Genomic DNA, 21,377 nt, shown 5'->3' with positions numbered 1-21,377 from the left:
ATCGTACACTTGTGTTACATACAACCCAATTATAAACTTTAAGACTTCCTAATTATGAGGACTTCCCGTAATTATTTCAGTAGCATCAAAAAAGGTATCCTAGCAGTTATAGTACTGTCTGGTTCTTCTGTCTTTGCTCAAGCACCTCAACCTCCGGTTGTTCAAACAGTATCATTCCGCTCCGACACGATCAATATCGTCAATCACGGGGCAAAAGGAGATGGCCATTTTTTAAATACAACTGCTATTAATAAGGCGATTGAACAGAGTAGTCTTCAAGGTGGTGGTGTTGTGCTAATTCCATCAGGACTTTGGCTGACAGGTCCTATTATCTTAAAAAGTAATGTCAATCTTCATTTAAAAAGAGATGCAATCCTATTCTTTACGGATGATTTTGATCAATATAAATTGATAGCAGCAAATTGGGAAGGACAACCTGCTTGGCGCAATCAGAGTCCAATCTCCGGAACTGATCTAACTAATATTGCGATTACGGGTTCGGGCGTTATCGATGGCAATGGTGATGCATGGAGAATGGTCAAGAAAAGTAAACTCACAGATTCGCAATGGAAAAATCTTGTTAATTCGGGCGGCGTTGTAGACAAATCAAATCAGATCTGGTATCCTTCTGAAAAATCATTGGCCGGATCTAAAGATAAAAAAGCGGGTGTCATGACTGCTGGGACATCTTCCTCCGATTATGAACATATAAAAGATTTTCTACGTCCCAATCTATTGGTGTTGACCAATTGCAAAAAAGTGCTCCTAGAGGGTGTCACCATACAAAATTCTCCAGCATGGAATCTGCACCCCTTGTTGTGCGAAGACTTGACATTGCGCCGTCTATTGGTCCGCAATCCATGGTATGGACAGAATGGAGATGGTGTTGATATTGAGTCATGTAAAAATGTACTGATCGAAGATTGCACTTTTGATGTAGGCGATGATGGTATCTGTATCAAATCGGGACGTGACAAATCGGGAAGGGAACGAGGAAAACCTACGGAAAATGTATTAATCCGCAACAATGTGGTTTACCATGCCCACGGTGGATTTGTGATCGGCAGTGAGATGAGTGGCGGTGCCAAAAACATCTGGGTTCAAGACTGCAGTTTTATTGGAACGGATATCGGCTTAAGATTTAAAACAAAAAGAGGAAGAGGGGGTACCGTTGAAAATATTTTTATCGAGAACATCAATATGATCGATATACCTGGAGAGGCTATTCTATTTGACATGTACTATGAAGCCATTGATCCTGTTCCTATGGCTGGAGAGAAGCGAGAAAAAGTTAAAGCTGAAAAAATCCCTGTCACTGAGGAAACTCCTCAATTCAAAAATTTTCATATTAAAAATGTATTTGTCAACGGGGCTGAAAAAGGAATATTTTTCAGAGGTCTACCTGAAATGAATATCCAAGATATAACCATCGAAAAGGTAACGATACAGGCAAAAAAGGGTATTGATATCATCGAAGCGTGTAACATAAAACTCAAGGATATCACCATTTTTTCAAAAGAAACTGCACCGGTACTACATATTGAAAATGCACAAAATATTGTTTTTGAAAACTTAAAATATCAGGATGATGCTACCCTGCTGTTTGATCTGTACGGAGAAAATTCAAAAAATATCCAAGTCATCAAAACAGATGTAAACAAGGCTAAAACAATAAGCAAGATAGCATCTGGATTATCAAAATCTGTACTGAAAATCAAAAAATAACCTGTGATGAAACAAATAGTTGCTCTTATATTACTTGTCTGTAGTCTATATACACATGGCTTTGGTCAGATACCTTTATCTGAAAAAATGACGCAAACTGCCATTGATAAACTATTTAAGGATAGTGTTTTTGTGAATAACACCAAAGGACCAAAATGGACTTACGATATGGGCGTGGTGCTTGAAGGGGTTGCTGAAACATGGAAAAATACGGGAAATAGCTCGTACTTTAGTTATATCGAATCTTGGATGGATAAGTTTGTCGGACAAGATGGGACCATAAAAAATTATTCGGCGAAAGACTTTAATATTGATCATATCAAAAATGGACGTACACTGCTCTTACTTTACAAAGTCACAAAAAAAGAAAAATACTTAAAAGCTTGCCATGCTCTTTACAAACAGCTATTAAATCACCCTAGAACTCAAGAAGGTGGCTATTGGCATAAAAAAATCTATCCCAATCAAATGTGGTTGGATGGACTGTACATGGCTCAACCTTTCCGAGCAGAATATGCTGCGCTCATGAATCTGACAGATGAGTACAACGATATCGCCAATCAGTTCTTTTGGATGGAAAAGAATGCCAAAGATCAGAAGACGGGACTACTCTATCATGGCTGGGATGAGTCTCGGGCAGAAAAATGGGCAAACGCCAAGACGGGGCAATCTCCTAATTTTTGGGCAAGAGGGATGGGTTGGTATGTGATGGGATTAGTAGATGTACTTGATTATTTCCCTCTTGAAAATGCCAATCGGCAGCCTTTGATTGATCTTTTGAATAGGACGCTAAAGACTATCGTAAAATATCAAGATCCAAAAACAGGTGTCTGGTTTGATGTGATGGATCGCGGAGATATCAAGGAAAATTATGTTGAAGCATCGGCTTCAAGCATGTTTGTATATGCTTTAGCAAAAAGTATCCGATTGGGATATGTGTCTAAAGGATATGCTAAAAATACTCAAAAAGCATATGAAGGACTTCTCAAAGAATTTATATCAACTTCAACAAATGGACAGATCAATCTCAATCATGTGGTTGAAGTATCGGGATTAGGTGGAAAGAAAAAATATAGAGATGGAAGTTTTGAGTATTATATGAGTGAACCTGTTGTAAGCAACGACCCGAAGGGCGTAGGTCCATTTATACTCGCTGCCTCGGAAATGGAAATCTTTCAAGAACAGCCTAAAGGAAAGCAATTGACCGTTACATTGGATAATTATTTCAATAACGAATATAAAGCTGATCCAACAGGAAAATTAAAACCTTATCATTATTTATGGGATGGCGAAGACAACAATGGTTTTTCGTTTTGGGGGAGAATTTTCAACAGAAAGCATATCCAGACCAACACACTCAAAACAGCTCCTAACTTGAGCAATCTTAGCCGATCCAATATCTATATTATCGTTGATCCTGATACCGAAAAGGAAACCGAACAACCCCACATGATGACTGAGCAATCTGCTTCTGAGATCGCTAATTGGGTGAAAAAAGGAGGCGTACTTGTATTACTACTCAACGACGTTGGCAATTGCGAAATAAAAGAATTCAATACGTTAGCCACAAAATTTGGAATTACTTTTAACGAGGACAGTAAGAATCGGGTGAAAAATAATAATTATGAAGAGGGTGCTGTATATGTGCCAAAAGGAACGGGTATTTTTCATGATGTAAACAAAATATATGTCAAGGAAATTTCTACTTTATCTCTAAAATATCCTGCAAAAGAGCTTGTCAAGCATCATGATGACATCATTATGGCCACAGCTTCATTTGGGAAAGGAACTGTTTTCGCTATCGGAGATCCCTGGTTATATAACGAGTATGTGGATGGTCGAAAATTGCCTAAAGATTTTCAAAACTTTCAAGCAGCAGAAGAATTAACAACCTGGTTGATCTCAAAAATTAAAAACTAATGGCTATGCGGTACTCATTTTTAACAACAGTGATGTTATGGCTATTTTCCAACCTGCTGTGTTTTGCTCAGCCCAATGAGATCAAAGATCCTATGGCTGAAAAGATGCTGATTTATCAATTAAAAAATGGGGGGTGGCCTAAGCAACTAAAAGATAAAAGTGTGGTTAACTATGACTTGGAGATCAGCAAATCGCTTTTAACGAGGATAAAAAGCACGACTATCGAGTCTGCAACCATAGACAATAAAGCAACCACGAGGGAGATAACGACTTTAATCAAAGCCTACAAAAAAACAAAAAACATAACGTATTTACAGGCGGCAGAAAGAGGTATTGATTACCTATTAGAGGCACAATATAGCCATGGTGGTTTTCCTCAATACTATCCCAACACTTCTCTCTATAGAAGCCAAATCACCTTCAATGATGATGCGATGATCAATGCATTGCAGATACTACATGATATCGCGACGGCCAACAATGACTTTGAACTGGTTGATAGATCCTATATCCCAAAGGCACAGTCTGCAGTAGAAAGAGGCATTGCCATCATCCTACAACTACAAGTAAAACAAGACAGCCTGCTGACGATATGGTCTGCTCAATATGACCCCGAGTCTCTTTTACCCGCTCAGGCCAGAAGTTTTGAACCAGCAGCATTGAGTACCAGTGAATCTGTTGGTATAGTTCGATTTTTAATGGCACAAAAAAATCCATCTCCAGATATTATAACAGCAATCCATGCTGCTATTAAGTGGTTTGAACAACATCAGATTGCAGGTTATCGATTTGACCATGAGATTGACCCTAAAACAAAAAGATCCATACGTCATTTGATCGCAGATACATCTTCAACTGTTTGGGCAAGATTTTATGATCTTGAGTCAAATAAACCCATTTACGGTGATCGAGGCAATTTGATCACATCCAATTTTGAAGATTTATCAGAAGAAAGAAAAAATGGCTATGCATGGTTTGGAAACTGGCCGGAGAAGCTTCTCCAAAAAGATTATCCTAAATGGCTCAAAAGAAATAATGTAGTGAATCCAAATTAATTATTAAACACGGAATAAAAAATGATTTTAAATCGCCAAAATCTACCAGAAATTACCAATACCGAAGTGCTGAAACCAGTGGATTCAGTTTTTGATCTTCCAGAGAAAATTATACAATTTGGTACTGGTGTATTACTGAGAGGCCTTCCTGATTTCTATATCGACAAGGCAAATCGAGAAGGGGTTTTTAATGGCCGCATTGTTATTGTAAAATCGACAGATCAAGGAGATACTGTTGCTTTTGAGCAACAGGGCAATCTCTATACCACCTGTGTCCGCGGAATAGAAAATAAGGAAACGGTCAACCAGCAGATTGTCAACGCTTCTATCAGTCGTGTTTTGACTGCTACAAAAGACTGGGATCAAATCATAGAAGCAGCGATCAACCCTGCTATTAAAATCATCATATCCAATACAACAGAAGCTGGCATCACATCGAGCAGTGAAGATATTTCTGTTGGAGTACCGTCTTCATTCCCAGGGAAATTATTGGCGATATTATTTGCAAGATTTCAAGAGTGCAAAGGTGATCCCAATGCAGGATTCATTATTCTACCTACCGAATTAATCAGTAATAATGCAGATCAACTGAAAGAATACGTGCTTCAATTAGCTGCTATCAATCATATGAATCAGCTTTTTATCCGATGGATAAAAACAACAAATTCGTTCTGCAACACACTTGTTGACCGCATTGTTCCTGGAAAGCTGGCATCTGAAGATTATAAAGAGACAACATCAAAATTAGGATACGACGACGAACTCATGATCATGGTGGAACCTTTTAGCTTATGGGCAATTGAGTCTTCTGATCCTCAAGTTATCGAAAAGCTTTCCTTTGCACAAGTCAATAAAGGAGTGGCGATCGTTCCTGATATTCAAAAATTTAAAGAACTTAAATTGCGCTTATTAAATGGAACACATACCCTATCCTGTGCAATCGCGCTGTTAATGGGCTTTGATACCGTTAAAAAAGCAATGGAGAATGATGATTTTCTAGGGTATGTGTCCGATTTAATGGAAACAGAGATCGGTCCTTCAATTTTGGACGAGACCATTACAAATGAAGATGTACAGGTTTTTTCAAAATCCGTGATTGACAGATTCCGCAATCCATTTTTGGACCACCAGTGGAAAGCCATTTCATTAAATTATACCTCCAAAATTAAATTAAGGATACTGGGTCTATTGAACAAATGGTATCAATTGCATCGTCATGCACCTGATCATATCGCCTTAGGTTTTGCGGCATATGTAATCCTCATGGATACCAAAGAAATCAATGGCGCTTTTCAGACACAACATATCGCCTCCAATTTTAATATTCAGGATGAATATGCGTCGGCATTATACCAGCAATGGGCGAAAGGATCTCATCAGATCAGCGATATCTTAAAGTCGACTGCAGTATGGGAACAAGATCTATCGGCTTTTCCAGGATTTTATAACGCTGTAGCAAACTACATTCAACAAATCAGCAGTATAGGAATAGAGGCGGTCTTAAAAAAACAGGAGCAATTAAAGTATGAAAACTAAGTTTTTACAGATCCACCCATTAGATAATGTGCTGGTCGCACTGCAAGATCTGAAAAAGGGAGAGGTCATCTCATTTAAAGGTAGTGATATCACCCTTACCGCTGATATTCCGGCAAAACATAAATTCTTTATGGATGATATGCATGCCGGTGATGATATTTTGATGTATGGAGTATTGGTCGGTAAATCTCAATATGCGATCGCCAAAGGAAGTCGTATGGATACAGACAATACAAAACACGCAGTAGATACCTATTGTTTTCGTCCTTATGATTATCAGTGGACAGCTCCTCATATCGATTCTTTTAAAGGCAAAACATTTAATGGTTATGTACGATCAGATGGACGTGTGGGTACGGCAAATCATTGGTTATTCATTCCTCTCGTGTTTTGTGAGAATAGAAATCTCGATATTATTAAGGAAGCCTTATACAATGAACTGGGTTATAATGTTTCTGAAAAATATAAGTCATTTACAAAGGCACTAGTACATGCGCACAAAAACGGAAGGCCATTACAGCAGGTCAATATGGATGAATTCGTCCATTTTTCTCCAACCTCTGAACGTGTTTTTAAGAATATTGATGGTATTAAATTTTTAAATCACCAAGGAGGCTGCGGTGGCACTCGTCAAGATGCGGCAATATTAAGTAAGCTATTGGGCGCTTATGCAGATCATCCGAATGTATGCGGTATCACCATTCTGAGTTTAGGATGTCAAAATCTTCAAATAAATGATTTTTTAACCGATCTAAAGGATCGAAATCCAGACTTCGATAAACCTATTTTTATTTTCGAACAGCAGCAGTCCAAGAGTGAAGAAATCCTGATCAAAGAAGCTATCACCGCTACATTTGAAGGTCTAGTCCAAGCCAATGAGATAGAAAGGCAGCCCGCTCCATTAAGCAAATTGGTTTTGGGAGTCAAATGCGGCGGAAGCGATGGATTCAGTGGAATTTCAGCCAATCCTGCTGTGGGATACACTTCAGATTTATTAGTGGCTTTGGGTGGAACTGTTCTTTTGGCGGAGTTTCCAGAATTGTGCGGAGCCGAACAAAGTTTGATTGATCGTACTATAGACGAGCATGCCGCTAAAAAATTCATCTCCCTGATGCAAGCTTATAGCGCTTCTGCAGAACAGGCTGGATCGGGTTTTCATATGAATCCATCACCGGGTAATATTAAAGATGGCCTGATCACCGATGCCATAAAAAGTAATGGAGCGGCAAAGAAAGGGGGCAACTCTCCTATTGTAGATGTGCTGGACTATACCGAATCTTATTCAAAACCTGGGCTTAATTTGGTCTGTACACCGGGCAATGATGTGGAAGCCACAACGGGAAAAACAGCATCAGGCGCAACATTGATCTTATTTACCACGGGTCTTGGTACTCCGACAGGCAATCCCATCTGCCCTGTCATCAAAGTAGCAACCAACACAAAACTTGCAACGCAAATGGCAGATATCATCGATATCAATACAGGACCGATTATCGATGGTGAAAAGACCATTGAAGAAATGGGTGAAGATATACTGCATTATTGTATCCAAGCGGCGAGCGGTGCGATTATACCCAAAGCCGTCTTACTCAATCAAGATGATTTTATTCCTTGGAAACGAGGAGTGAGTTTATAAATCCATATAATTCCATTTGATATGAAATCTTTTTTAGACGAAAACTTCTTATTAACGACAAAAACAGCGCAAGATCTATATCACGGTTTTGCGAAACATCAACCCATTATTGATTATCATAATCACCTTATACCGCAGCAGATCGTCGAAAATAGATCTTTTGATAATATCTCTCAGCTCTGGTTATATGGCGATCATTATAAATGGAGAGCTATGCGTACCAATGGTGTAGATGAAAGGTATATCACTGGAGATGCTACGGATGAGGAAAAATTTATCAAATGGGCAGAGACAGTTCCGTATACTTTGAGAAATCCACTTTATCATTGGACACATCTCGAATTGAAACGATATTTTGGTATTGAAGAAATACTTTCTGGTAAAAATGCAAAAGCTATTTACGACCGTATCTCCGAACAACTGCAATCACCAGAATTTAATGTCCGTGGTCTGCTCAAAAAGATGAACGTGGAAGTGGTATGCACAACAGATGATCCGATCGATAGCTTAAATGATCATCAACAATTTGCTTCTGAAAAAGAAACATTTAAGATGCTACCCACATTTAGACCGGATAAGGCTATGAATTGCGACCGTGTGGATGAGCTTAATTCATACATAGATCAATTGGAAAAGTGTACAGATATGGATATCAGTTCATTCCAAGATTACTGTAAGGCCATTCGGTCACGTCATGATTTTTTCGCCTCCAATGGCTGTTGCCTATCAGATCATGGCATCAACCAGATCTATGCCGAAGATTATACCGAACAGGAGATCATCCAAATATTTGCCAAAATCAGAAATAAACAGGATCTCAGTCTGCAAGAAAATTTAAAATTCAAATCTGCCATGCTCATCTACTTTGCAGAACTGGATCATGAAAAGAACTGGGTACAACAGTATCACCTTGGCGCATTACGCAACAACAATAGTCGTATGCTCACTATACTGGGTCCAGATACGGGATGGGACTCTATCGGCGATTTCAGTCAAGCGACGGCTCTTTCAAAGTTTATGAATAAGTTGGATCGTACAGACCAACTTGCCAAAACGATTGTTTATAACCTCAACCCTGCAGATAATGAATTGATCGCCTCGATGATCGGAAATTTTAATGACGGTTCGATTGCAGGAAAAATACAATTTGGTTCTGCCTGGTGGTTTTTAGATCAAAAGGATGGTATGACCAAACAATTGAACGCTTTGTCCAACATGGGACTTCTTAGCAGGATGGTCGGTATGCTGACAGACTCAAGAAGCTTTCTTTCATTCCCAAGGCATGAATATTTTAGACGTATACTTTGTAATCTATTTGGAGACGATGTTGAAAATGGGGAATTGCCAGATGATCAGGAATGGATCGGCAAGATCATTGAGGATATTTGCTACAACAATGCCAAAGCATACTTTAGGTTTTAAATATTGCGGACAAAAAGAGCTGCTCCATATTCAGATGATCTCTGAAAACGTTTGCGTAAATATAAGCAGTTCTTTTTGTTCAGTTTTATTATAAGCCTTAACTTTAGAGTATAGAATCATTTATCAACCTAAGTTACCAGGATGGACTTGTCCGTAGCTATTGATATACTCTTATTGAAAGGAATACGAACAAACTTACATTTCTTTATATCAACCATGTAAAGAAAAAGTACCTAAAAATATGAACAATAATAAACCAACAAAGTATCGCTGGAGCGTTTGTGCCCTCCTATTTTTTGCCACTACTATCAATTATTTAGATCGTCAGGTGCTCTCCCTAACTTGGAAAGACTTCATCAGTCCAGAGTTTCATTGGACTAATAATGATTACGGAACAATAACAGCACTATTCTCCATTTTTTATGCGGTGAGTATGCTTTTTGCTGGTCGTTTTGTCGATTGGATGGACACAAAAAAAGGATTTCTTTGGGCAATAGGTATCTGGTCTATCGGTGCTATCCTACATGCTTTTTGTGGTATCGCAACAGCGGGGCAACTGACAGGCAATTGGTTTTTAAATTTTGAGGAGTCCAAAGAAGTAATAGGTACGATCAATGATGTGGGCTTGGTGATCAGCACGAGTGTCACCTTATTTATTTTTGCTCGTTTTGTATTGGCCATTGGCGAAGCTGGTAATTTTCCCGCAGCGATCAAGGCAACAGCAGAATATTTTCCAAAAAAAGACCGTGCATTGGCAACCAGTATTTTCAATGCAGGTGCTACCATTGGAGCATTAGTAGCCCCCATTACTATTCCTACAATAGCGAAGTACTACGGTTGGGAAATGTCCTTTATTATTATTGGTGCCTTGGGATTTGTCTGGATGGGATTTTGGATATTTATGTATAAGAAACCTGAAGAACACCCTCAGGTCAATGAAAGTGAATTAACTTATATCCTACAAGATTCGGCACATCATACAGAAGAACAAAAGCTAAATGAAAAGACAAAAGTCTCTTTTATAGATTGTTTTAAGCATAAACAAACATGGGCTTTTGCTTTTGGAAAATTTATGACTGATGGTGTTTGGTGGTTTTTCCTATTTTGGATGCCGGCTTATCTGAGTGCTGTATATGACATTAAATCGTCCGATACCGAAGGACAGTTGGCCATTTTTGTTCTATACATGATTACCCTATTTTCCATCTACGGTGGATACCTACCTACTCTTTTTGTCGAAAAGAAAGGTATGAATCCGTATGAAGGCAGAATGCGCGCGATGTTGATCTTTGCTTTTATTCCCTTGATTGTTTTATTTGCACAACCTCTAGGTTATGTGTCTTACTGGGTTCCTGTAGTTTTTATCGGTATTGCGGGTGCAGCTCATCAATCTTGGTCTGCCAATATCTTCTCAACTGTTGGTGACATGTTTCCAAAGAAAGCAATTGCTACAGTAACAGGTATCGGTGGTTTAGCCGGAGGACTTGGTGCATTTATTATCAACAAAATATCTGGTGTTCTATTTGATTATGCCAAAGAAACTCAAATGAAATTTATGGGATTCCATGGCGAGGCAGCAGGCTATTTCATCATTTTTTCATTTTGTGCTGTTGCATATTTAATTGCATGGATAGTCATGAAAGCTTTGGTTCCTAAAATGAAAATCGTAGATTTATAATTATAATATATTCAACAACCTAATCCATAATTAAACTAAACTCTAAATGAACTTAGAATTAGAAAGTATTTTCTACGAGGAGAGTAACATTCCTCCTGAATTTACGCTCGAACAACAAGTCGATCAACGCGAGTTCCTTTCTGATGGGAAAATGATTCCTTGGGAAGGACAAATCAATGAAGTTTTTTCACCTATATGTGTCAAGACCAAGGACGGTCTTCAACGAAAGCGTATCGGTAGTTTTCCAGTATGTACTGAAAAAGAATCTATGGCAGCGCTAGATGCTGCTGTCCAAGCTTTTGATAATGGTCGCGGTGAATGGCCAACAATGAGTGTGGCTGATCGCATCATCTGTGTCGAAAATTTCACCAAAAAAATGATCGAGAAAAAAGACATTGTTGTCAAATTGATCATGTGGGAAATCGGAAAATCATATACAGATTCCATCAAAGAATTTGATCGTACCGTAGAATACATCTATGCCACGATCGATGCTTTAAAAGATATTGACAGACAGTCTTCAAGATTTGAAATCGAACAAGGTATTATTGCTCAGATCAGACGCTCACCGCTCGGTGTAGTACTTTGTATGGGCCCCTTTAACTATCCTTTGAACGAGACCTTTACTACGCTTATACCGGCATTGATAATGGGCAATACCTTGTTATTTAAACCACCTAAGCATGGTACATTATTGCACTACCCTTTGTTAGAGGCATTCAGAACTAGTTTTCCAAAAGGTGTAGTCAATACCATCTACGGTAGAGGAAACAACATTGTACCGAGCTTGATGCAGTCTGGAAAAATTAACGTATTAACATTAATTGGTTCTAGTAAAGTCGCAGATGAATTAAAAAAACTGCACCCTAAAGTAAATCGCCTACGTGCCATTTTAGGATTGGATGCCAAAAATGCGGCGATTATCACAAAAGATGCTGATCTTAACTTAGCTGTATCGGAAACGGTATTGGGGTCACTTTCTTTCAATGGTCAACGCTGTACAGCCATAAAAATAGTGTACGTACACCGTAGTATTGCACAAGAATTCTTAAAACGCTTAACAGCAGAAGTGGAGAAATTGAAGTTTGGTATGCCTTGGGAAAAAGGGGTGTCGCTAACACCATTACCTGAATTAAACAAACCGGCATACTTAACCGAATGTATCCAAGATGCCATTGCCAATGGAGCGAAGGTCATCAATCCAAATGGTGGACAAGTAGAAGAATCATTTGTGTATCCGGCGATCATGTATCCGGTAAATGCCAATATGAAGCTTTATAGAGAAGAGCAGTTTGGTCCAGTGATTCCTGTTGTACCTTTTGATGACTTAGAAGAACCGATTGAATATTTAATTGAATCTTCGCATGGTCAGCAAGTTAGTATTTTCAGTAATAATGCTGCTGTGATCTCTTCTTTAATTGATCCATTGGTCAATCAGGTAAGCCGTGTAAATATTAATTGTCAATGCCAGAGAGGTCCTGATAATTTTCCATTTACTGGTCGTAAAGACAGTGCCGAAGGTACGTTATCGGTCGTGGATGCATTGCGTGCATTCTCTATCCGTTCTCTCGTTGCGGCCAAATTTACAGATGACAATAAAAAGATGCTTAATGATATTGTGAGCTCCAACAGTTCCAATTTCTTAAGTACCAAATACATTTTCTAAAATAAAAAGGGGCTTTGCCCCTTTTTATTTTATCTTTTGCGCTAATTTTATCGACTGCTCTTTGATCCCTTGTACGACCAATTGGGCAATTACAAGCGCTCCGCGCTCATTCAGGTGTGTATCATCAATCTTTCCGTTAGGATAATTGGGATGAGGAGGAGGTACATGTAAAAACAAGTTTTTAGAAGACTCTTCTCCATACTCCATCAATAATGTACGCGTTTTTTTTTCCATATCAATCATAGGAACTCCTAATGTACGCGCAACACTCCTTACCCGATCTGGATATTGCCCATGCGTATCGACCAACTGACCATCCTCAAATTTCCTTCTTACTATAGAAGTCAATAAAATGGGATGCGCTTTCTTTGCTCGTACTTCGGCCACATATTGCATCAGATTCTGTTCATATTCCTGCAAACTTGTACCCACTGTGGGCCGGTCCACTTTTTCATCATTATGACCAAATTGGATCAAAACATAATCTCCTGCTCGCAAATCATTCAGCACCTCCGACCAGCTAGTATGTCCTACTGAATCATTGGGCTTACGGAATGATTTTGTGCTCCTACCGTTAATGGCTAAATTAATGACTTCTACATCTGCGTTAAAAAACTGCTTAAAAGGTGTTCCCCATCCTGTTTCAGGAAAGACATTTGCTTTTTTATCCGCGGCGGTTGAATCACCTATGATATACACCCTCGTTTTATCAAGAGAAAACGAAGATGCGAGCGCTGTTAAAATCAATAACAAAAATATCTTGTTCATATCATATTTTATGATGGTGACTAAAAATAGCCTGCCCATTTATACTAGACAGGCTATAAACTAAACAACCAAAACTATTTAATCCATCTCATATCACCAATACCATTCTCTTTTAGCGTGCTATTCGAAATTGTAAAGTCTCCCTTTGAAACATCTTTAAATCCTGGGTTCAGGGTTGTTCCCGATGGGTCAATCTTTATACTGGCAGATGATGTTGCTGTAAAATTTACGGCATTAAAATAATTATTGTTCGCTACTGTTTTTAATGTCGTGGCTGCTTGATTCGCCAGCAAGCCGTCCGTATTTGCAACAATATTCTTCGTAAATGAAATTTCATTTTTTGTTGCTCGCACATAGAATAACCTTTTCGTATTCAAATTAACCACATTATAAAATGTATTGTTTGAAACTTTCAGGATAACATTTTCACTTGGAAAATTGGTAGAGCCATCTGCATCCATACGAAACAAATCTCTTGCAGCAACACAGTTGTAAACGGTATTGTTAACGAATGTCAAACCTTTGACCAAACCTTTTCTGATATCAATAAAATCACCGCCAGTCCCTTCGATATTGTGGAAAATGCCCTGTTCAAATTGCACCGCATTAATCAGTGATTTGTCAGCAACATTCAGTAAGCTATTTTTATAATTTCGGATCACAACATCTTGTACATGAAGATCTCCATATGTTCCATTGTCAAACTGTTTGTAAATAAATGTAGAAGCCACTTCTTTTTTACCGTCCAGAATCAGATCTTTTATGGAAAGTGCTGCCCCATCGCTCACTATAAATCCGGCATTAATCAAAACGGGCTTATTGACCGATTCAATTCCTTTGATACTGATTACTTTACTAATGAGCAGGTCTGTACTCAACAGATATTCTCCAGATTTTAAGGCAAATGTTTCACCACCAACGGCATTTTTAATTGCTGATTCCAATTCAACGGCGGTCGTAATTAAAATCGCACCCCCCAAATCAATTGCCGTTGTAAAGCTTAATGTCCCACGTACTTTTGATTCATTCATCAAAGTGGCAACATAATTGGTTTCACCAATTAGGCCACTTACTGTTGCCTGTCCTTTAGCGATTTCGTCAGCTGTCACTTGATGAATGATATTTCCTGGTGAAAGTACTATCGTTGTAGCCTTCTCTCCTGCAGTCCATTCCAAAAAGGCTGCATTTGCTTCAATTTTGGATACATCGACAGCCTTAAAGATTTGTTCAGTGCTCGTTTTAAACGTAGCCGAACTCCACTTTGAATCCTTGATATCTGCTCCAACTGCCTTCACCCGTACAGCATAATCGGTATCCCCAGAAAGTCCTGTAATGGTATAGGGTACCTGATCAAAAAGGATATCAGAAACCACACGTTCTGGCTCTCCAGAAAAACTTTCATCTTTGGAAGCATACACTTCTACGGTATAGGAGGTTGCTTTTGATACCGCTTTCCAAGTCAGTCTCACTCCTGTCTGGTTGACAACACGTGTTTCTAATGATGTGGGCGAAAATACACGGTCTACATCTAAGGTGGTTATTTCGGCAAATAGGTCATCCTTGCAGCCACTCGTTCCCAATGAAATAATAAGGATAAAAGGATATATGAAGTTGTTAAACTTGATCATAATTTATTGTTTTCATTTAAATAATTACTGAAAATTAAACCCATTATTATTCAGCTTGCCATTACTTCCGTCCAGAAACACTTGCCAAATGGGCCAAAACTGCTGTTGATCTGGATCTCTTAAAAACAAACCATCCCAATACTTCACAGCATCAGAGGCTGCATTCAATGTCCAGGCTTTGCTAGATTCATATGTGCTTCCGACTGCATCTGTATCTCCTTTTTTTTAGCCCATAGATTTCTACTGTCTCTTGATCCGCTGCGGTTCTAAAATAAATTTTGGACAATAAGCCTTCATATTTTCCAGTTCGCGCTTCCAACTGCTGTAATTTAATTTTGGATGCATTCAGCTTCTCACTCAATAAATTCCACCGAATAAGATCCGATTTACGCAGCATTTCACCCACAAACTCCAAGGCTCGTTCGTCGACTATAGCATTAAAAAATAAGGTTTTGCTTTGTGTAATTTGGTTCATGTACTGATCCACTTTTGCGGTGTTATTGGCAAAAGCACGAGCCCTTACTTGTTTAAAATATGGAGCTGCTGCTTGTGGACCGTCCAATTCATTAATCGCCTCGGCCGCAATCAATAAAACATCGGCGTAGCGCATATACATCCAGTTCAAACCGTCATCATTGGTAGAAGTCACCACGCGACTCATCCATTCATAGCGATATTTACCAAAGTACCATTTGTTTAGACTGGTCGGTACTTGCTTGCCCCCGGTCCATTCATACGGAACACAAGAAACATCTCTGCGCAAATCACCCTCCTCATAATCATAATACATCGTTGGATTAGGTCCATTAGTACCACCTTTGTTTTGTCCAGTGTATTTATCCACTGTCGTATGTTTGACTCCCAGATCAAAGATCACACGACCTCTACCCTCGCTAAATGGAATCTCCCACATCGACTCCAGCCCGGCAGCTCCAGACTCGCGGCATAATGTTTTGAATACCTCCTCAAAACCCAACAACCGTTGTGTACCGCTATTGATAATATCCAGACACTCTTGTTTAGCAATTGCATAGGTTCTCGCTACAGCTAAATCTGGATCATTGCTTCTTCTAATCGTTCCATCAGAACGTTGAGAAAATCCGCCAGCTGCCAAAGCTAGACGAGCACGAAGCCCTTTTGCAAAAGCTTTATTTACGCGTTCCACAGAAGAAGTTGTAGAGGTTGCATTAGCCCAAGGCAATAAAGTAGCGGCCTCTTCGAGATCTTGTAACAACTGTTTGTAAATCACATCGCGATCACTTTTCTCGATATAGGTGGTTTCACTTGTTAAAGGTTCGAAGCGAGCAGGGACATCTCCCCATCCTTTTAATAAATCGTTGTACAGTACTGCACGCAATGTCAATACCTCTCCTAAGATTTGAGCTAATTCAGGATTATTCGCGACATTTCCATACGTACGTAGACCACGAATCGCCATATTTGCACGCTCTATCCCCTCATAAAATTTTGCCCAAGCGTTATTATCCGTGTTCATCTGCCCATTATTCACATTGGTATTATAATTGGATAGTCGCGATTTATCATCAGCAATTGTTCTTAACGCATTGTTTACTTCTGTATCTGTATTGACACCATAGAACACCAGATACCGACCCCTATAGGAGTTTGTCTCACCAAAAGACTGTATAATCCCAGCTATAGCACCAGAGGCTAAACTTGGAGTAGAAAAAATAATCGATTCATCTAATGAAGATTTGGTAGGGGCATCCAACACCTTACTACAAGAAGCGGATAAACTCGCAGCAACAAGTAAGATTGAAATTTTACTATATATTCTTTTCATCTTCTTAAAAATTTAAATTAATACCAGCAACAAATAGCCGACTCTTAGGGTAAGCTGAATAATCAACTCCAGGTGTAAGGTTTGTTTTTCTACGCGTAGACACTTCGGGATCAAAACCACTATAATTGGTCCACGTAAATAGATTATATCCCGTTACATAGAGACGTAAATTTTTGACGCTCGCTTTTTTCAACCACTGATTAGGCAATGTATAGCCTACTGATAGCGTACTAAAGCGCAAGAAGGAACCATCTTCAACTGCCCAATCACTGAATACAAAGCTTTTCATATGTGGAGACCACATTGTAGTATTGCGGTTCATCTCTTCCAATTGATTGGGATCGTTTGATAGAGTTCCATCTGGCAATAAATTGGTCCAACGCTGTCCCTCAGCCATGGTCGAGATCATATTACGTGACGAATATTTACTTGTTGAGGTGTATTCGATCTTATTGGCATTGTAAATATCATTGCCGTAACTCCAGTTGAATAAGGCTGAGATATCAAAGTTATATATACGACTATAGATCGAAAAACCTCCTGTATGACTTGGATTGGCATCTCCTATAATCGTTCGATCTGTCGCATCAACACGATTTCCTTCTCCTGCAATATTTTTCAATTTTATCATACCTGGTCTCAGTGCTCCTACCACGACCGTAGCATCGGCAACACCATCTTTTAAGATCCATTTCTTTGTCGTTGCATCGTATCCCGAAAAATCTGATACTTCGTAGCGTCCATCATTTAAGTAACCATACATCTTACCTACCGACAGTCCTTGCTGAACGATATACTCGGGATCGATCTCACTAGATGCCCATTGAGTTTGGGCATAAAAACTTTCCATCAGACCTAAAGAATTAACTTTGTTTCTGTTGAAACTGATATTTGCAGAGAGATTTAAATCTATATTCTTTTTCTGTATGGCCTTCCATGCCAACGACAATTCCAACCCTTTATTTTGGGTTTCTCCCATATTGCGATATTGCCCATCATATCCCGATCCCGGAATTGAAAATAAGATGAGTAAATCTTTAGTATGATTTAAATAGGCATCTATGGTACCGGTGACCGCTCCACCAAATAAGGAGTAATCTAGACCCAGATTGCGCGTTACTGTGGTTTCCCATTTTAAGTCCGAATTGGCCATGATCTTTGATGCAGCCCAATAGCTTTCAAAACCATTGACCCAATTAGTAGGTTGTACGACAAATGTTTGTGTCATCTGACCAGAAGGAATATTATTGTTTCCTGCAGTACCGTAACTAGCTCTTAGCTTCAAATCGTCTAGCCAACGCTTGGAATTATCCATAAAGGGCTCTGCAGAAATGCGCCAGGCTCCAGAGGCTGACGGAAAATACCCCCATCTGTTGTTTTTAGAAAATTTGGATGAACCATCCGCTCTAAATGTGGCACTTAGCAGATATTTACCCTTAAAATCATAATTTGATCGACCGAAAAATGACAGGAGCTTATCATCAGGGAATAGGTAGTTTTCAATGGCATTTGCATCACCTTGTGCGGATAATTTTCGAGCATCGTCAAAACCGAATGTCTTGGCGAAACCATGTACCGTTGTCGTATGTGACTCCGATATACTTTTGAGATACTCCTGCCCTAATAAAAGATTTAAATTATGATGGGTACCCATCATATCTTTAAAGTCATAGGTCAATGTATTGGCATTTCGAAGCGATTGTTTATTTAATTTAGTAAAAACAATCGCGGGAAAACCTTGATTTTCCGCAGCGGGAATATTGGCGACATAATAAGTTGTTTTTCCATAGAAGCGTTCATCGGCATTCCGAAAATCATCATAACCAATTTCTGATTTTATTCTCAAGTTATCAACCAATTCCCAAGCAACACTTCCATTGAGGTTATAGGTCCTCCTCTTTTGTAATTGATCATTATCGGAAAGGGCTTCCAATGGGTTATATAGGTTAAATTCATCATCAGTCTCATCCGTATTGGTTAACCCCTGAATGGCAAAAGGAGGATAGAGCATCGCATATTTCAAGCGTGAATCTGCTGAAGATATTTCTTTCTGTTCATTAGTCCCTCCGCCTTCAATCTTGGTATCTGAAAAGCGCATGCCCAAATCAACAGTAACTCTTTTATGCGGTTTATGGTTTAATTTAAAATTTAGATTTTGGCGCTGATAACCGGACATCTCCATGATGGCTTTATCCTTGATAAAAGTGTGACTCAGTGTATACTTGGTATTATCACTGCCTCCACTTAGACTGATATTTTGATTGAAAACATTCCCCGTTCTACCAAATACCAGATCCTGCCAATCATTTGCTTTGACTTGATCATACAGATCAATATCTTGGTAATTGCCAAAGTACTTGGTGTAGCCCCCTAGGTCGTTATTCAGTAGTGCATTTTCATATTGCCATTTGACATAATCGGCAGGAGTAAGTACATCCAGTGTATTAGCTATATTTCTAAAACCACCGTACGCAGCATAGCTGACCGCTGTTTTACCGGACTTGGCTCCTTTGGTGGTGACTAGGATCACGCCATTCGCTCCTCTGGAACCATAGATTGCCGCAGAAGAAGCATCTTTTAAAACATCGATTGTTTCAATATCTGAAGGAGCAATATCAGCAATAGAAGCAACCGGAAATCCATCGACAATGTAAAGCGGAGCGTTGTCTCCTGTTATGGATCCTCCCCCACGAATCCGCACCTTCATCTCCGCATCAGGAGAGCCTTCTGTAGATGATATCTGGATCCCAGCCATCCTTCCAGCAATAGCTTCTAATGCGGAGGCAACAGGAGCTTTTTGAATTACATCAGCAGATACGGATGATATAGCCCCCGTCAAGTCTTTCCTTTTAACAGAACCATATCCAATATTCACGGACACTTCTTCCAATGCATTGGAAAGGCTCTCCATATCCAAATTGATGATGGAGCTTCCTGTAGGGACGACGACCGTAATGCTCTTGTATCCTACATAGGTCAACACAAGCTCTGTATCTTTGGTGGGAACTGACAGGATGAATTTTCCAGATTTATCTGTAATGGCTCCATTCACTGACCCTTTTACACTAACGCTAACGCCAATCAAAGGACTTTCATCTTTCGCGTCTTTAACGATACCGGATACTTGTCTACTTTGTGCAAATGCATCATTTGCAAAAAAGGCTGTACACAAAAGGGTAGAAAACAACACTCTACTCATAATGTTTATATTAAGTTTAAAAATTGCTTATCAAAAAGTAATCAAGAAGAAATTGCTCTTAAAAGGCTAAAGAAATCTCTTACAATTGGTTTAATTTATGTAACAAGTTTACTAACTAAATACCATTTCAAGGACTATTTTCCACCAAAATCTATGCAATCGTTGCCGGTATCGTTTGCAATTTTGAGTAGACTAAAATTTGATATTATCAAAAAAAAACCATAACATTATATTTAGCCCAAAAATTATGAGATTCAAACCGTCGACTATTAAAGATATTGCGCTTGCACTTAATTTATCTACCTCCACGGTATCAAGAGCTATGCGTGATAGTTATGAAATCAGTGCTGAAACGAAAAAATTAGTTTTAGATTATGCTAAAAAAATCAACTATACGGCCAATCCTATCGCGAGAAGCTTAAAGGAGAGAAGAAGCTATTCGATTGGAATCATCGTCAGTGAGATCGCTAATAATTTTTATTCGCAGGTGATCAATGGGGTGGAATCTGTGGCCCATAACAAAAACTACCAAGTGGTGATTTCACAAACACATGAGTCTGCTGAAAGAGAAAAAATGAATGTAGAATACCTGTCTTCGCGATCTGTTGATGGTTTATTGATTTCTTTATCTTCTGAAACCAATGATATTGAATACCTCAAAACCCTGCATAAGCAAGGCTATCCGATTGTTTTCTTTGACAGAATACCCGAAGATTTTGATACATTCAAGGTGACTTCAAATAATTTTAAAGGGGCTTTTGATGCAACAGAACATTTAATTTTAAATGGACACAGCAAAATAGCACACTTGACTAATAGTAAATCTTTATCCATCACAAAAGAAAGACTGGCGGGATACCAAGCAGCGCTAAAAAAGCACCATATCCGCTATGATGAAAATCTAGTGAAGTTTTCGGAGTACGGTGGTATGCATATGCAAGAAATTGATGAAGCTATTGATGCTCTATTTGAACAAAAATTTGATGCTATATTTATTTCTGGAGATAAATTGTCAACTGGTTATTTGATGTATTCAAAAAAGAAATATCCAAAATTGATAAGCAAAATAGCAATTGCTGGATTTACAAACTCCAATGTGGTCAGTATTTTCTCTCCCTCGCTAACGGTTGTCCGGCAGCCTGCATTTGAAATGGGAAAAGTAGCAACGGATCTCCTTATTCAGATGATAGAAGCAAAAAGACCTATTACCGAATATGAAACTATTACATTAGAAACAGAGCTCATCGACGAAAAAGACTTGAAAATTTAAATTGGACTTGTATCAAAACAGAGATTCAATTTTTAATCTCCTTAATCTGATAACAAGAAAAGCTTAATAA

Annotated in this window: 14 protein-coding genes; 9 read left to right on the top strand and 5 right to left on the bottom strand. The window is 38.9% G+C overall.

Annotation, left to right across the window (positions count from 1 at the left end):
• Nucleotides 1–54 precede the first annotated feature (54 nt).
• The 8 genes from AC06G9_RS00865 to AC06G9_RS00830 all read left to right on the top strand — a co-directional run bounded on the left by AC06G9_RS00865 (nucleotide 55) and on the right by AC06G9_RS00830 (nucleotide 12,638).
• Nucleotides 55–1,725, top strand: coding sequence for a glycoside hydrolase family 28 protein (locus AC06G9_RS00865; protein WP_480957382.1), 1,671 nt, complete (start codon nucleotides 55–57; stop codon nucleotides 1,723–1,725).
• A 6-nt stretch (nucleotides 1,726–1,731) separates the two neighbouring features.
• Nucleotides 1,732–3,645 (top strand): glycoside hydrolase family 88/105 protein, encoded by a 1,914-nt coding sequence (locus AC06G9_RS00860; protein ID WP_480957381.1) that lies wholly within the window; start codon nucleotides 1,732–1,734, stop codon nucleotides 3,643–3,645.
• Between the two features lie 5 nt (nucleotides 3,646–3,650).
• Entirely contained in the window at nucleotides 3,651–4,700 is a 1,050-nt protein-coding gene (gene pelA, locus AC06G9_RS00855) for a pectate lyase (RefSeq protein WP_480957380.1), read from the top strand.
• Between the two features lie 21 nt (nucleotides 4,701–4,721).
• Nucleotides 4,722–6,236, top strand: coding sequence for a tagaturonate reductase (locus AC06G9_RS00850; protein ID WP_480957379.1), 1,515 nt, complete (start codon nucleotides 4,722–4,724; stop codon nucleotides 6,234–6,236).
• On the top strand, nucleotides 6,226–7,872 hold the full coding sequence (locus AC06G9_RS00845; protein ID WP_480957378.1) for a UxaA family hydrolase: 1,647 nt from the start codon (nucleotides 6,226–6,228) through the stop codon (nucleotides 7,870–7,872). Before AC06G9_RS00850 ends, AC06G9_RS00845 begins: the two co-directional genes overlap by 11 nt.
• 21 nt (nucleotides 7,873–7,893) lie before the next feature.
• On the top strand, nucleotides 7,894–9,294 hold the full coding sequence (gene uxaC / locus AC06G9_RS00840; RefSeq protein WP_480957377.1) for a glucuronate isomerase: 1,401 nt from the start codon (nucleotides 7,894–7,896) through the stop codon (nucleotides 9,292–9,294).
• Between the two features lie 241 nt (nucleotides 9,295–9,535).
• Entirely contained in the window at nucleotides 9,536–10,972 is a 1,437-nt protein-coding gene (locus AC06G9_RS00835; RefSeq protein WP_045752970.1) for an MFS transporter, read from the top strand.
• Nucleotides 10,973–11,018: 46 nt separating this feature from the next.
• Nucleotides 11,019–12,638 carry an NADP-dependent glyceraldehyde-3-phosphate dehydrogenase gene (locus AC06G9_RS00830; protein WP_045752971.1) on the top strand — a complete coding sequence of 540 codons (1,620 nt, stop codon included), beginning with the start codon at nucleotides 11,019–11,021 and terminating at the stop codon, nucleotides 12,636–12,638.
• Nucleotides 12,639–12,662: 24 nt separating this feature from the next.
• Here the strand turns inward: AC06G9_RS00830 and AC06G9_RS00825 are convergent, their stop codons facing one another.
• From AC06G9_RS00825 to AC06G9_RS00805, 5 genes are all read right to left on the bottom strand, one after another.
• Nucleotides 12,663–13,406 carry a rhamnogalacturonan acetylesterase gene (locus AC06G9_RS00825; RefSeq protein WP_480957376.1) on the bottom strand — a complete coding sequence of 248 codons (744 nt, stop codon included), beginning with the start codon at nucleotides 13,404–13,406 and terminating at the stop codon, nucleotides 12,663–12,665.
• Nucleotides 13,407–13,480: 74 nt separating this feature from the next.
• Nucleotides 13,481–15,034 carry a DUF4957 domain-containing protein gene (locus tag AC06G9_RS00820; protein WP_480957375.1) on the bottom strand — a complete coding sequence of 518 codons (1,554 nt, stop codon included), beginning with the start codon at nucleotides 15,032–15,034 and terminating at the stop codon, nucleotides 13,481–13,483.
• A 24-nt stretch (nucleotides 15,035–15,058) separates the two neighbouring features.
• Nucleotides 15,059–15,202, bottom strand: a complete 144-nt coding sequence (locus AC06G9_RS00815) for a hypothetical protein (RefSeq protein ID WP_480957374.1) — start codon at nucleotides 15,200–15,202, stop codon at nucleotides 15,059–15,061.
• Between the two features lie 19 nt (nucleotides 15,203–15,221).
• On the bottom strand, nucleotides 15,222–16,838 hold the full coding sequence (locus AC06G9_RS00810; RefSeq protein WP_480957373.1) for a RagB/SusD family nutrient uptake outer membrane protein: 1,617 nt from the start codon (nucleotides 16,836–16,838) through the stop codon (nucleotides 15,222–15,224).
• Nucleotides 16,839–16,842: 4 nt separating this feature from the next.
• Nucleotides 16,843–20,037 (bottom strand): SusC/RagA family TonB-linked outer membrane protein, encoded by a 3,195-nt coding sequence (locus AC06G9_RS00805; protein WP_480957372.1) that lies wholly within the window; start codon nucleotides 20,035–20,037, stop codon nucleotides 16,843–16,845.
• Between the two features lie 247 nt (nucleotides 20,038–20,284).
• Here AC06G9_RS00805 and AC06G9_RS00800 point away from each other — a divergent pair, with 247 nt between their 5' ends.
• The gene (locus tag AC06G9_RS00800) at nucleotides 20,285–21,307 is read left to right on the top strand and encodes a LacI family DNA-binding transcriptional regulator (RefSeq protein ID WP_248755012.1); all 1,023 of its coding nucleotides are present in this window, start codon (nucleotides 20,285–20,287) and stop codon (nucleotides 21,305–21,307) included.
• Nucleotides 21,308–21,377: the final 70 nt, after the last annotated feature.

Source organism: Sphingobacterium sp. MAE, from assembly GCF_056711605.1.
Note: the sequence above shows the minus strand (reverse complement) of the source record. Positions and strands in the feature narration are given on the sequence as shown.

What these genes read in the sequence shown, in the direction of transcription:
- uxaC (WP_480957377.1), top strand. Translation starts at nt 7,894, where the DNA reads ATGAAATCTTTTTTAGACGAAAACTTCTTATTAACGACAAAAACAGCG.
- AC06G9_RS00800 (WP_248755012.1), top strand. Translation starts at nt 20,285, where the DNA reads ATGAGATTCAAACCGTCGACTATTAAAGATATTGCGCTTGCACTTAAT.
- pelA (WP_480957380.1), top strand. Translation starts at nt 3,651, where the DNA reads ATGCGGTACTCATTTTTAACAACAGTGATGTTATGGCTATTTTCCAAC.
- AC06G9_RS00805 (WP_480957372.1), bottom strand. Translation starts at nt 20,037, where the DNA reads ATGAGTAGAGTGTTGTTTTCTACCCTTTTGTGTACAGCCTTTTTTGCA.
- AC06G9_RS00835 (WP_045752970.1), top strand. Translation starts at nt 9,536, where the DNA reads ATGAACAATAATAAACCAACAAAGTATCGCTGGAGCGTTTGTGCCCTC.
- AC06G9_RS00825 (WP_480957376.1), bottom strand. Translation starts at nt 13,406, where the DNA reads ATGAACAAGATATTTTTGTTATTGATTTTAACAGCGCTCGCATCTTCG.
- AC06G9_RS00830 (WP_045752971.1), top strand. Translation starts at nt 11,019, where the DNA reads ATGAACTTAGAATTAGAAAGTATTTTCTACGAGGAGAGTAACATTCCT.
- AC06G9_RS00865 (WP_480957382.1), top strand. Translation starts at nt 55, where the DNA reads ATGAGGACTTCCCGTAATTATTTCAGTAGCATCAAAAAAGGTATCCTA.
- AC06G9_RS00860 (WP_480957381.1), top strand. Translation starts at nt 1,732, where the DNA reads ATGAAACAAATAGTTGCTCTTATATTACTTGTCTGTAGTCTATATACA.
- AC06G9_RS00850 (WP_480957379.1), top strand. Translation starts at nt 4,722, where the DNA reads ATGATTTTAAATCGCCAAAATCTACCAGAAATTACCAATACCGAAGTG.
- AC06G9_RS00845 (WP_480957378.1), top strand. Translation starts at nt 6,226, where the DNA reads ATGAAAACTAAGTTTTTACAGATCCACCCATTAGATAATGTGCTGGTC.
- AC06G9_RS00820 (WP_480957375.1), bottom strand. Translation starts at nt 15,034, where the DNA reads ATGATCAAGTTTAACAACTTCATATATCCTTTTATCCTTATTATTTCA.
- AC06G9_RS00810 (WP_480957373.1), bottom strand. Translation starts at nt 16,838, where the DNA reads ATGAAAAGAATATATAGTAAAATTTCAATCTTACTTGTTGCTGCGAGT.